The sequence below is a fragment of the Halomonas pelophila genome, assembly GCF_040196315.1.
Taxonomy (GTDB): domain Bacteria; phylum Pseudomonadota; class Gammaproteobacteria; order Pseudomonadales; family Halomonadaceae; genus Halomonas; species Halomonas pelophila.
Genome location: NZ_JBEGCI010000001.1, coordinates 65,598 through 78,500, shown reverse-complemented (window position 1 = coordinate 78,500; position 12,903 = coordinate 65,598). Strand labels below are relative to the sequence as shown.

Sequence of the window (12,903 nt, the reverse complement as noted above, 5' to 3'; positions counted from 1 at the left end):
CGGCGTCAGGCGCCGACCCGCTCCCGGGTCTTCAGGTAGGCGAACTCGCCCACGTCGGTGAAGCGACGCACCTTACGCTGGAAGACGGTGTAGGAGTCGTAGACCCGGCGCGACGCCTCGTCCTTCTCCACCTGCTCGGCGAGGACCTGCCGGGCGGCATCGTGGAGCGCCACCAGCACCTCCTCGGGGAAGGTGCGCAGCTCGACGCCGTGCTCGTCGACCAGGGTTTCGAGGGCCTCGGCGTTGCGCACCGCGAACTCGCTGGTCATCGCCAGGTTGGAGGCCATCGCCGCCTCGCTGACCACCGCCTTCAGATCGTCGGGCAGGGCGTTCCAGGCGTCCAGGTTGACCATCCCCTCGAGCACGGCACTGGGCTCGTTCCAGGCCGAGGTGTAGTAGTACTGGGCCACCTGATGCAGGCCGAAGGCGAGGTCATTGTAGGGACCGACCCAGTCGGCCGCGTCCAGCACGCCGGTCTGCAGGGAGGTGAAGATCTCGGACCCGGGGGTGTTCACGGTGGTCACGCCGATGCGGTTCATCGCCTCGCCGGCCAGTCCCGGCAGCCGCAGCTTGAGGCCCTGCATGTCGTCCAGCGAGTTGATCTCCTTCTTGAACCAGCCGGCCATCTGGGTACCGGTGTTACCCACCGGAAAGGGCTTGAGGTTGTACTTGGCGTACTCCTCGTCCCAGAGTTCCTGACCGCCGCCGTGGTAGAGCCAGGCATTGGTCTCGGTAGTGGTCATGCCGAAGGGCACGGCGGTGAAGAACTGGGCGGCCAGGGTCTTGCCGCGCCAGTAGTAGGAGGCGGAGTGACCCAGCTCGGCGGTTCCCTCGCCCACCGCATCGAATACCTCCAGGGCCGGGACCAGCTCGCCGGCGCCGTGCACGCGGATCTTCATGCGGCCCCCGGACATCCGCTCGATGCGCGCGGCGAAGTCGTTGGCCCCGGTCCCCAGCGCCGGGAAGTTCTTCGGCCAGGAGGTCACCATGTCCCAGGTGATGGTCTCCTGGGCGCTGGCCGTGGCGATAAAGGGGGCGGTGGCGCCGGCGGCGGCACCGACGCCCAGGGTCTTGATAAACTGACGGCGTTGCATGCGAGCATGACTCCGGAGGCTTGTTATTCCCGCGAGGTGGGCGGGCGATGGCGTGTCCGCCTCAAGTATGCGTCACGGCTGAATTACCCGGCAAGCACCGCCCCCACCCTGAGGGCGGGGCACAGCGCTCCGAGAGGGGGATCAGCGGAAGGGATCGGCGGTGTGAATCAGGGGAGGCGAGTCACAGCGGCGTCAGCTTGGCGAAGCCCAGCACCAGCCACTTGTCGCCCTCACCCTCGAAGCTGACCTGCACCCGGGCGCGCTCCCCTTCCCCCTCTGCATTGAGGATCACTCCCTCGCCGAAGACCGGGTGGTTGACCCGCTGGCCCAGCGACAGGGACGGCAGGTCGGCGCCGCCGTCGACGCTCTCCTGGCGCGGCCCGGGGCGCGAGGCGGTCACCGGCCGCGAGATCTGGCCGCGCAGGCGCACCTCCTCCAGATACTCCTCGGGCAGTTCGCGCAGGAAGCGCGACGGCCGCTGGAAGGTCTCCTTGCCGTGCAGCCGGCGCAGCTCGGCGTGGGTCAGGTAGAGCTTGCGCATGGCGCGGGTCAGACCCACGTAGCAGAGGCGACGCTCCTCCTCCAGGCGGCCCGGCTCCTCCATGGACATCTTGTGCGGAAAGAGCCCCTCCTCGACCCCGGCGATGAACACCACCGGGAACTCCAGGCCCTTGGCCGAGTGCAGGGTCATCAGCTGCACGCAGTCCTCGAACTCGTCGGCCTCGTGGTCGCCGGCATTGAGCGCCGCCTCGGAGAGGAAGGCCTCCAGCGCCGCCCCGCCCTCGCCGGCCTCGGGCGGCTCGAAGCTCTCGCCCTGGGTGAAGGCCTTGGCGGCGGTGACCAGCTCCTCGAGGTTCTCAACCCGCGCCTGGCCCTTCTCGCCCTTCTCGCTGCGGTGGTGCTCGATCAGCCCGGAGGTCGTGATGACGTGATCGATGATCTCGTGGAGCGCCAGGCCCGCGGTGTCGTTGTCGAGCCGCTCGATCAGGTCGGCGAAGGCGCGCACCGCCGTAGCGGCGCGGCCCTTGAGCGAGGCGTCCAGCAGCGCATCGTGCAGCGCCTGCCACAGCGAGACGTCGGTCTGCCGCGCCCGGGTGCGCAGCACCTCCACGGTGCGCGTGCCGATGCCCCGGGCCGGGACGTTGATCACCCGCTCCAGCGAGGCGTCGTCGTCGCGGTTGAGCAGCAGGCGCAGGTAGGCCAGGGCATTCTTGATCTCCAGGCGCTCGTAGAAGCGCTGGCCGCCGTAGATGCGGTAGGGCACCCCTTGGCGGATCAGCGTCTCCTCCAGCACCCGCGACTGGGCGTTGGAGCGATAGAGGATCGCCATCTCGCGGCGGTTGACGCCCTCGTCGACCTTCTCGCGCAGGGTGTCGACAATGAAGCGCGCCTCGTCCAGGTCGTTGAAGCCCGCGTACACCGAGATCGGCTCGCCGCGATGGCCGGCCGTCCACAGCTCCTTGCCCATGCGCTCGCTGTTGTGGCGGATCAGGGCGTTGGCGGCGTCGAGGATGGCGCTGGTGGAGCGATAGTTCTGCTCCAGGCGCACGGTCTTGGTGCCGGGAAACTCCTGCTCGAAGCGGCGGATGTTCTCGATGCGCGCCCCGCGCCAGCCGTAGATTGACTGGTCATCGTCACCGACCACGGTCATCGGGGTTGTCATGCCGGTCAGCAGCTTGAGCCAGGCGTACTGCAGGGTGTTGGTGTCCTGGAACTCGTCGACCAGCACATGGCCGAAGCGCTCCCGGTAATGGGCCAGCAGCGCGGGATTGTCGCGCAGGAGCTCCAGGCTCCTGAGCAGCAGCTCGCCGAAGTCGACCAGGCCGCCGCGCTCGCAGGTGAGCTGGTAACGCTCGTAGAGCTCGACCATCTGCGCCATGTAGGCATCGCCGTGGGCATCGACCTGGTGGGGGCGCAGCCCCTCCTCCTTGCAGCCGGAAATGAACGACTGCACCTGGCGCGGCGGGAAGCGCTCGTCGTCGACGTTGTGGTCCTTGAGCAGCCGCTTGACCAGCCGCAGCTGATCGTCGCTGTCGATGATCTGGAAGTGCTGGGGCAGGCGCGCATCCTGCCAGTGGGTGCGCAGCAGGCGGTGGGCGATGGAGTGGAAGGTGCCGACCCAGACGTTGCGCAGCGAGATGCCAAGCAGCGCCTCCAGGCGGGTGCGCATTTCCCGGGCCGCCTTGTTGGTGAAGGTCACGGCGAGCAGCGCATAGGGCGAGAGCCCCTCGGCCTGCATCAGCCAGGCGATGCGGTGAACCAGCACTCGGGTCTTGCCCGAGCCGGCCCCGGCCAGCACCAGCATGTTGCCCTGGGGGGCACTGACGGCCTCGCGCTGGGCCGGGTTCATGTGGTCGAGAATCGCCGTGACGTCGTCCATAGCGCAGGGAAAGCCGGGTCAAAAAATGGAGGCCCAGCTTAGCATATTGGCCAGCCCAATCATCGAGGCGAGCGGCGCCGGTGACAGGTCGACGCGGAGGTCATCCTTCAGGACTGAAGGATGTAGCGCCCTGGGATGGGTCCACAGCGCCTCCGCATAGACCTGTCGTCGGGACAGCCGCGTTTTCGCGCGGCTACGGTTTGCCGTCAGCCTCAGGGAAGCGCAGCGGCGTAAGGCTCTTCTTCACCTCGCGCAGCTGCTCGGCGAGCTTGGGCCCCCGCGTCTTGGCCACGCCCACCGCCAGCACGTCGACCAGCACCAGATGGGCGATGCGCGAGCTCATGGGGGTGTAGATCTCGGTGTCCTCGTGGACATCGATGTAGAGCGGCAGGGTGACCTCCTCGGCGAGCGGCGAGCCGCTGGGACAGAGCCCGATCACCGTCGCCCCGGCCTCGCGCGCCAGGCGTACGCTGGCCACCAGCGCCCGGGTGCGGCCGGTCTGGGAGATGGCCACCACCACGTCGCCCTCCTTCAGGGTCACCGCCGACATGTTCTGCATGTGCGGGTCGGTGTAGGCGGCGGTGGAGATCTGCAGGCGGAAGAACTTGTGCTGGGCATCCGCGGCCACGGCCCCCGAGGCGCCGAAGCCGTAGAACTCCACCCGGTTGGCCATGGCCAGGGCGTTGATGGCCTGGCTCAGCGCCTCGTTGTCGAGCCGGTCGCGCACCGACAGCAGGGTGCCCACGGTGGAGTCGAAGATGCTGTGGGAAAATTCCGCTACCGAATCGCTGTCATTCATCGAGAACTGGGCGAACTGGCTGCCGGAGGCCAGCATCTGTGCCAGCTGGAGCTTGAAGTCCTGGAAGCCGTTGCAGCCCAGGGCGCGGCAGAAGCGCACCACGGTGGGCTCGCTGACCTTGGCCTCGGTGGCCAGGTCGACGATGCGCATGTGGATCACTTCCTCGGGGTTGCGCAGCACGAAGCGCGCGACCTTCTGCTCGGAGCGGCGGAAGTGCTCCATGCGACGTCTCATCTCATCGAACAGGGCACGGCTCACGCGGGGACTCCTTGCTGGCGGGCCGCCTCACGGCGAGGGCGAGGCGGCAAAACGATGGGCAGGTTCATGATCACAGTATGCCCCAAGCCAAGAAGCGATGCGCACCCCGTCGGGCACGAAGGCTCGGCGACAGGCGCGCCGCGCTGCGTTGACGGCGCGTTGTGCGTTTGCAACATGAGCCGTCATGATTTTGTCAAGTGAGATATAGTAAGACTATGCAGTGTCGCGCAGCGTCCTTGATGCCGGCACATTCACTGCAGAAAGGAGAGTCGATCATGCGTAATGTCGAACGGTTATCCTCCCTCAAGAGTGAACTCCTCGACATCTTCATGAGCATGGAAGTCGTCGAGCACGAGCAGCGGTCCCGCACCGCCGCCCAGCGCAACCTGCGCGCCCGCCGCGGCATCGAGCTGCACAACGAATTCAAGCGCCTGTCTCAGGACATCGCCCCGCTCCCCGAGGAGGCGCTGGTGGAAGACGAGATGCACTGACCGCCAAGCGCGGCGCATCTCCCCTCACGCAACGAGCCCCGCAGGGCGGGGCTCGTAGGAGACGTGACGCGCCGGCGCGAGCCGGCGAATCATGCTCAGAGGCTGGAGACGAACACCGCGATCACGCCGATGGGCGCGATGAAGCGGGAGATCACGGTCCACACCTTCGCGCCGGTCTCGCCGAGACCCAGCTCCCGACGCACGCCCTCGCGATCCAGCACCCAGGCGACGAAGACGATCGCCAGCAGGCCGGTCAGCGGCAGCAGGAACTTGCTGGTCACCGTGTCGAGCAGGTCGAAGATATTCAGGCCGAAGATCAGCACGTCACTCCAGACGTTGAACGCCAGCAGCGCGGCGATGCCCAGCGCCCAGGTCGCCGCGCCGGCCACCAGGGTGGAGGCGAAGCGCGACAGCGGGGTGCGCTCCTCGACGAACTCCACCACCGGCTCGAGCAGCGAGATCGCCGAGGTCAGGGCCGCGAAGGTGAGCAGCAGGAAGAACATCAGGCTGAGGATGACACCACCGCCCATATTGCCGAACGCCAGCGGCAGGGTGACGAAGATCAGGCCCGGGCCGGAGCTGAGATCCAGGCCGTTGGCGAAGACGATGGGGAAGATCGCCAGGCCGGAGACCAGCGCCACCAGGGTATCGAGGATGATCACGGTCCGTGCGGTCTTGAGCAGGTTGATCTCCTCGTTCAGGTAGGAGCCATAGGCCATCATGATGCCCATGCCCAGCGACAGCGTGAAGAAGGCCTGACCCATGGCCGCCAGGACCACGCCGCCGTCCACCTTCGCGAAGTCGGGGTTGAACATGAAGCTCAAGGCCTCGCCGAAGTAGCCGGTAGTCATGCCGTAGCCCACCAGCACCACCAGCAGCACGCCCAGCGCCGGCATCAGGCTGCGCACAGCGCCCTCGAGGCCCTTGGTCACGCCGCGGGCGACGATGCCGATCACCAGCAGCATGAACACCGAGTGGCCCACCAGCAGCAGGCCGGGGCTCGCCAGCATGCCGCTGAACAGCGCGCTGATGCCGTCGGCGTCCTGGCCGCTGAAGGCCCCGGTGACCGAGCTCAGGGTGTAGTAGAGCGACCAGCCGCCGATCACGCTGTAGAAGGAGAGGATCAGGAAGGCACCGAGGATGCCGCTGATGCCGACGATCATCCAGCCGCGCGAGGCCCCGGCAGACTTGGCCAGGTCGGCCATGGCGTTGGCCGGGTTCTTCTGGCCTCGACGGCCCACCAGCCACTCGGCCACCAGGATCGGCAGGCCGACCAGGCCGATACACAGCAGATAGATGAGCACGAAGGCGGCGCCGCCGCTGTCGCCCACCATGTAGGGAAACTTCCAGATATTCCCCAGGCCGACGGCGGAGCCGGTGGCCGCGAGAATGAAGGTCAGTCGGGAAGACCAGTGTGCGTGTTGCTTGTTAGACATAAATCACCCTGATGGTACGTGTCGTCATCGATCGATCGGATGCGATGACGGCGTTGTGGTTGTAGTCGCCACGTCCACGTCATCCCGGATCACGGGATGCCGCTTTCAAGGGCATTACGGATGCCAGACAGGATCGCTGCCGGTACAACTTCCGCGGGGCCTACCCGAGGCGCGCCGCGGACACCTCCTGATGGATCACGACGAGGAATCACACGGGATACGTACGAAACCCCACAAGATCCGATGGCAAGTGACGATCGACCCGTAAAAGTATCCGATCATACGCTTGTTGACCAGTCATCCGGGAAAAACCATGGGCAACGTGTGGCGTCGACCGATGGGGATCAGAACAGCGAGGCCTGGGCCTCTCCGACGAAGGCCTTTAGGGGCGGGAGCGCCACACGTTCGGTGATCCGCGCATACAGGCGTCGCGCGAGTTCGGGCGCCTGCCGGTTATCCGGCGTATGCACAAGCAGAAAAGGGCTTTTCCCCTGTTTTATCCACAGGCAGAGGCGCTCGACCCAGGGGGTGAAGGCGTGCTCGTTGACGGCATCCTCGAGGTGCCCGATGAAGCGCACCAGCGGGAAGTCTCCCGTGGAAAGCACGTGTAATGGGAGTCGCGGCTTCTCGGCCTGGGCGCGAGCCAGCCCGGCACGGGCCTCGGGAGGCGTGGCGAAGAGCGGGCGAACATCGAGCATCACCCGATCGACACCCTGAGTTATCAACAATCGGTTGAGGGCCGTTTCGGCCTCCCCCTTGTGGAAGAATTCCCGGTGACGGACCTCGACGGCGCAGGGCAACCCCGCCGGCCAGCGTTTCAGCAATGCCTCGAGCCGGGGCAGCGCCTCGGGACCGACGTCCCGGGGGAGCTGCACCATGGTCGGCCCTAGCCGGTCGTGCAGGGGCGAGAGCGCCGCGAAGAAGGCATCGAGATCGGCCTCGATGCCCTCCAGGCGCTTCTCGTGGGTCAGGCTCGCCGGCAGCTTGAAGCAGAAACGAAAAGAGGGCGGCGCCTGGCGGGCCCAGGCGGCCACCGTCGATTCCCTGGGGGTCCCACTGTAGAAGGTGGTGTTGCCCTCTACGGTGGAGAACACCCGGGCATAGTCGCCGAGCCAGTCATCGCTGCCGCCGTGGGGCGGGTAGAGGCCGCCACGCCAGTCGGGATTGGCCCACATGGGCAGGCCCAGGTGCAGGCGCGGCGGCGACATCGTCACTCCACGGTGACGGACTTGGCGAGGTTGCGCGGCTGATCGACGTCGGTGCCCTTGAGTACCGCCACGTGATAGCTGAGCAGCTGCAGCGGCACGGTGTAGAGGATCGGCGCCAGCGCCTCGTGCACGCCGGGCAGGTGCAGCACCTGCACGCCCTCCTCCTCAACCAGCCCCACCTTCGCGTCGGCGAAGACGAACAGCTCGCCGCCGCGGGCCCGCACCTCCTGGAGGTTGGACTTGAGTTTGTCGAGCAGGTCGTCGTTCGGTGCCACCGAGATGACCGGCATCTCGCTGTCGACCAGCGCCAGGGGGCCGTGCTTGAGCTCGCCCGCCGGGTAGGCCTCGGCGTGGATGTAGGAGATCTCCTTGAGCTTCAGCGCCCCCTCCAGGGCGATGGGGAAGTGGGCCCCGCGCCCCAGGAAGAGCGCGTGGTGCTTCTCGGCGAAGGCCGTGGCGAGGGCCTCGATGGCCGGGTCCAGCGCCAGCACCCGCGCCACCAGACCCGGCAGGCCACGCAGCGCCTCGACCAGGCTCGCCTGTTCGTCGGCCGCGAGGCCCCTGACCCGGCCCAGCGCCAGGGTCAGCAGCATCAGAGCGGTGAGCTGAGTGGTGAAGGCCTTGGTGGAGGCCACGCCGATCTCGGGCCCGGCGCGGGTCATCAGGGTCAGGTCCGACTCGCGCACCAGGGAGCTGCCCGGCACGTTGCAGATCGCCAGGCTGCCCAGGTAGCCACGCTCCTTGGCGAAGCGCAGCGCCGCCAGGGTGTCGGCGGTCTCGCCGGACTGGGAGAGCGTCACGAACAGGGTGTCCTCGGGGACCACCACCTGGCGATAGCGGTACTCCGAGGCGACTTCCACCTGCACCGGCAACCCGGTATAGCGCTCCAGCCAGTAGCGGGCCACCATGCCGGCATGGTAGCTGGTGCCACAGGCCACGATGTGGATCTGCTTGACTCGGCCGAACAGCGCCTCGGCCTCGGGACCGAAGCTCTCCACCAGCGCCGAGCGCTCGCCCAGGCGCCCCTCCAGGGCGGCGGCGATCACCGTCGGCTGCTCGTGGATCTCCTTGAGCATGAAGTGGCGATAGTCGCCCTTGCTGGCCGCCCCGTCGCCGTGCTCGAAGGTCTGCACCTCGCGCTCGACCACGTACCCATCGGCATCGACCACCTCGATCACGCCGCCGCGGGAGAGACGCACCGCGTCGCCCTCCTCCAGATAGACGAAGCGGTCGGTGACCTGCAGCAGCGCCAGCGGGTCGGAGGCGAGGAAGGCCTCGTCGATGCCCACGCCGACCACCAGCGGGCTGCCCTTGCGGGCGCCGATGATCACATCGGGCTCGTCGGCATGAATCACGCCCAGGGCATAGGCCCCGTCGAGGTGGGCCAGCACCCCCTGCACCGCGCTCAGCAGGTCGCCCTCGCGGCGGCTCTCGCGCTCCAGCAGGTGGGCGATCACCTCGGTATCGGTCTCGGAGGTGAAGGCGTAGCCCTCGGCCTCGAGTTCGCGGCGCAGGGCCTCGTGGTTCTCGATGATGCCGTTGTGCACCACCGCCAGGCGCTCACCCGACTGGTGGGGATGGGCGTTCGCCTCGCTGGGGCGACCGTGAGTCGCCCAGCGGGTATGGGCGATGCCGCTCTGCCCCGGCAGGGGCTCGGCGACCAGCCGCTCCTCAAGGGCGGCCACCTTGCCCAGCGCTCGCTGGCGCTGCAGGCGCCCCTCGGGCGAGCGTATCGTCATCCCGGCCGAGTCATAGCCGCGGTATTCCAGGCGCTTCAGGCCCTCCAGCAGGATGCCCTGGACGTTGCGCTCGGCAACGGCGCCGACGATTCCACACATACGAAGTCTCCTCAGGATTCCTGGCGCTTGGTCGGCCGCGGCCAATCGGGCTTGCTGATCTGGCGGCCGCGAGTGACCGCCAGGGCGTTATCGGGCACGTCCTTGGCGATGGTCGACCCGGCCCCCACGGTGGCGCCGCGGCCGACGATCACCGGGGCCACCAGGGCGGTGTTGGAGCCGATGAAGGCCCCGTCGTCGATCTCGGTATGGTGCTTGTTGGCGCCGTCGTAGTTGCAGGTGATGGTGCCGGCGCCGACGTTGACGTCGCGCCCCAACCGGGCGTCGCCGACATAGCTCAGGTGGTTGATCTTGCTACCCTCGCCCACCTCGGCATTCTTGGTCTCGACGAAGTTGCCGACCCTGGCGCCGACCGCCAGGCGAGAGCCGGGCCGCAGCCGGGCGAAGGGCCCGACGCGGTTGTGGCCGGCCACCACGGCGCCCTCGAGGACGCTATGAGCCTCGATCACCGACTCGGCGCCGACATGGCTGTCGCGGATCACGCAGTGGGGGCCGATCCGCACCCCCTCGCCGAGCTCGACGTCGCCCTCGAAGACGCAGCCCACATCGATCTCGACATCGTGGCCGCAGGTCAGGCGCCCGCGGACGTCGAGCCGCGCCGGATCGGCGAGCGCCACGCCCTGCTCCATCAGACGCTCGGCGATGTCGTGCTGGAGGGCGCGCTCCAGGCGGGCCATCTGGGCGCGATTGTTGACGCCCTCGACCTCCTGGGGGCGCGCCGGCTGGACGGTGGCGATTCTCACGCCCTCGGCGGCGGCCATGGCGATGACGTCGGTGAGGTAGTACTCGCCCTGGGCGTTGTCGGCGGAGAGGCTCGGCAGCCAGCGACGCAGCTGGGTAGCGGTCATCGCCATGATGCCGGTATTGCACTCTCGTACGGCCCGCTCGGCCTCGGAGGCGTCCTTGTGCTCGACAATGGACACCACCTCGTCATCCGCGTTGCGCAGGATGCGCCCGTAGCCGGCCGGGTCGTCGAGGGTGACGGTGAGCAGGCCCAGGTGCTGCTCGTCGACTCGCGCCAGCAGCTCGACCAGCGTCTCGCGACGGATCAGCGGCACGTCGCCGTAGAGCACCAGCACCTTGCCCTCGCCGAGGCCGTCCAGGGCCTGGGCCACGGCATGGCCGGTGCCCTTCTGCTCGGCCTGCAGGACGAAGCGCACGCGACTCTCGGTCGGGGCCTCGGCCAGGGCCTCGCGCACGTGCTCGGCGCCGTGGCCGACCACCAGGTGGGTGCGCTCGGCCGCGAGTCCCTCGGCGGTATCGATCACGTGTCGCACCATCGGCTTGCCGGCCAGGCGGTGCAGCACCTTGGGCAGGGTCGAGCGCATCCGGGTCCCCTGCCCGGCTGCCAGTATCACCACGTCGAGCGTCATCATGACTCCTTGTCCGCGTTCATTTCTTGGCTTCTATTCTAGGGGGCGTGAGGGTTCTGCCGCCATGTCGTCCGACGGGCCGTCGACCACCGTCACGCCCAGCGCGTCGATGGCCGCGCGGCCGAAGCGCTCGGCGAAGGCCGGGCTCGCCAGGCTCGTCCAGCCCTCGCCCTGGCGCACCAGCATCAGCACGGCGAGCCCCCGCTCCCGGGCCAGCGCCATGCCCGCCTCCTCGCCCAGCACCATCAGCGCGGTGGCCCAGGCATCGGCCCAGGCATCGGAGGGGTGCACGACGGTCGCCGAGGCCAGGCGGTGCTCGATGGGGCGACCGGTGCGCGGATCCAGGGTGTGGGAGTAGCGCTGGCCGTCCTCTTCGAAGTAGTTACGGTAGTCGCCGGAGGTGGCCACCGCGATGCGCTCCAGGGCGAGCACGTGGCGGGCCTCGGGGCGGCCGTCGCGAGGCACCTCGATGCCGATCCGCCAGGGCTCGGACTCGGCGTCCCGATGGCCGCTCACCTTGAGCTCGCCGCCCAGGTTGACCAGGTAGTGGTCGAGCCCCTCGCGGGCGAGGTAGGCGGCGACCCGGTCGGTGGCGTGTCCCTTGGCCACGCCGGAAAGGTCGACGAAGACGTCGCGCAGGCGTCGCGCCTGCCGGGCCTCGGCGTCGACCTCCAGGCTGTCGGGCCCGACTTCGGCCAGTCGCTCGGCCAGGAGCGCGTCGTCGGGCACCTCCCGGGGACGCGCCTCGGGGCCGAAGCTCCACAGGTTGACCAGGTCGCCGATGGTCATGTCGAAGGCCCCGCCGCTCGCCTCGGCCACCGACTGGCCGATGGCCAGCACCTCGATCAGCGGGTCGGAGAGCGGCTGCCACTTGCCCAGGGGGGCGCGATTGAAGGCCATCAGCTCCGAATCGTCGCGCCAGGTGGACATGGCGGCGTCCACCGCCTCGAGTTCGGCGAGCAGCCCCGCCTCGAGCTCGTTGGCCTCGCCCTGGGTCAGGGGGTCGGCGATGCTCACCTGATAGAAGGTGCCGAAGATCTCCCCCTCGAGGGTCACCGGGGACTCAAGCGGGCGATCGCGCTCGGAACAGCCCGACAGCAGCAGGCCGAGCAGCAGAGACCCAAGAAGCGAACGCAGTATCGTCATGTCAGGCGCCTCCGAAGAGCCAGAGCAGGGCGACACCCAGCACCAGGCGATAGACCACGAAGGGCTGCATGCCGATCCGCTTGATGAAGACCAGGAAGAAGTGGATACACAGGTAGGCGCTGATACCCGAGAGCACGGCTCCCATGATCAGGGCGCCCCAGTCCACCGGCACGCTGGCGTCGGCGAGATGGAGGATCTCCAGCCCGCCGGCGAGCACGATGACCGGGATCGAGAGCAGGAAGGAGAAGCGCGCCGCCCCCTCCCGGCTCAGGCCCAGCAGGAGGCCGGCGGTCATGGTGATGCCGGAGCGCGAGGTGCCCGGGATCAGCGCCAGCGCCTGGGCCAGCCCGATCCACAGGGCATCCCGCCAGCTCAGGCGATACTCGTTGCGGGTGCCACGATGGCGCCAGTCGGCATAGGCCAGCAGCAGCCCGAAGCCGATCAGCCCCCCGGCGATGACCAGCGGCGAGCGCATGATCCCCTGGATGGCGTCCTCGAAGGCGAGCCCCGCCAGCCCCACCGGAATGGTGGCCAGGATCACCCACCAGGCCAGACGCGCCTCGTCGTCGGTGCCGCGCCCCGCCACGCTGCGACACCAGCTGGTGGTCATGCCGACCAGTTCGTGGCGGAAGTAGAGCACCACCGCGCTCAGGCTGCCGATGTGCAGGGCGACATCGAAGACCAGGCCCTGATCGTCCCAGTCGGTGAAGACCGGCACCAGGATCAGGTGGGCGGAGCTGGAGATCGGCAGGAACTCGGTCAATCCCTGAACGATGGAGAGGACGAAGATCTGTAGCCAGTCCATGAAACGGTCCGTGTGGTGGAATAAGGCAGCTCGGGCGGCCCCAGAGGATACACCCGT

At 68.2% G+C, this 12,903-nt stretch carries 10 protein-coding genes; 1 reads left to right on the top strand and 9 read right to left on the bottom strand.

Going from position 1 to position 12,903, the window contains the following annotated elements:
• Positions 1-5: 5 nt before the first annotated feature.
• The 3 genes from ABE957_RS00355 to hexR all read right to left on the bottom strand — a co-directional run bounded on the left by ABE957_RS00355 (position 6) and on the right by hexR (position 4,531).
• The gene (locus ABE957_RS00355) at positions 6-1,094 is read right to left on the bottom strand and encodes a TRAP transporter substrate-binding protein (RefSeq protein ID WP_349756655.1); all 1,089 of its coding nucleotides are present in this window, start codon (positions 1,092-1,094) and stop codon (positions 6-8) included.
• A gap of 181 nt (positions 1,095-1,275) precedes the next feature.
• The gene (uvrD, locus tag ABE957_RS00350) at positions 1,276-3,474 is read right to left on the bottom strand and encodes a DNA helicase II (RefSeq protein ID WP_349756654.1); all 2,199 of its coding nucleotides are present in this window, start codon (positions 3,472-3,474) and stop codon (positions 1,276-1,278) included.
• A 193-nt stretch (positions 3,475-3,667) separates the two neighbouring features.
• Positions 3,668-4,531 (bottom strand): transcriptional regulator HexR, encoded by an 864-nt coding sequence (gene hexR, locus ABE957_RS00345; RefSeq protein WP_349756653.1) that lies wholly within the window; start codon positions 4,529-4,531, stop codon positions 3,668-3,670.
• 275 nt (positions 4,532-4,806) lie between these two features.
• On the opposite strand from hexR, the gene ABE957_RS00340 reads away from it, so the two are divergent.
• Complete coding sequence (locus ABE957_RS00340) at positions 4,807-5,022, top strand: PA3496 family putative envelope integrity protein (protein ID WP_349756651.1); 216 nt, start codon at positions 4,807-4,809, stop codon at positions 5,020-5,022.
• A gap of 95 nt (positions 5,023-5,117) precedes the next feature.
• On the opposite strand, the gene ABE957_RS00335 is transcribed toward ABE957_RS00340, so the two are convergent.
• The 6 genes from ABE957_RS00335 to ABE957_RS00310 form a co-directional block, all read right to left on the bottom strand.
• Positions 5,118-6,458, bottom strand: a complete 1,341-nt coding sequence (locus ABE957_RS00335; protein ID WP_349756650.1) for a sodium-dependent transporter — start codon at positions 6,456-6,458, stop codon at positions 5,118-5,120.
• A gap of 344 nt (positions 6,459-6,802) precedes the next feature.
• Positions 6,803-7,666 (bottom strand): DUF72 domain-containing protein, encoded by an 864-nt coding sequence (locus ABE957_RS00330; RefSeq protein ID WP_349756649.1) that lies wholly within the window; start codon positions 7,664-7,666, stop codon positions 6,803-6,805.
• Positions 7,667-7,668: 2 nt separating this feature from the next.
• A complete protein-coding gene (gene glmS / locus ABE957_RS00325) occupies positions 7,669-9,504 on the bottom strand; it encodes a glutamine--fructose-6-phosphate transaminase (isomerizing) (RefSeq protein ID WP_349756648.1) in 1,836 nt (611 codons plus the stop codon).
• Between the two features lie 11 nt (positions 9,505-9,515).
• A complete protein-coding gene (gene glmU, locus ABE957_RS00320) occupies positions 9,516-10,895 on the bottom strand; it encodes a bifunctional UDP-N-acetylglucosamine diphosphorylase/glucosamine-1-phosphate N-acetyltransferase GlmU (protein WP_349756936.1) in 1,380 nt (459 codons plus the stop codon).
• Positions 10,896-10,928: 33 nt separating this feature from the next.
• The gene (locus ABE957_RS00315) at positions 10,929-12,041 is read right to left on the bottom strand and encodes an FAD:protein FMN transferase (protein ID WP_349756647.1); all 1,113 of its coding nucleotides are present in this window, start codon (positions 12,039-12,041) and stop codon (positions 10,929-10,931) included.
• Between the two features lies 1 nt (position 12,042).
• Positions 12,043-12,846, bottom strand: coding sequence for an undecaprenyl-diphosphate phosphatase (locus tag ABE957_RS00310; protein ID WP_349756646.1), 804 nt, complete (start codon positions 12,844-12,846; stop codon positions 12,043-12,045).
• Between the last annotated feature and the right edge of the window lie 57 nt (positions 12,847-12,903).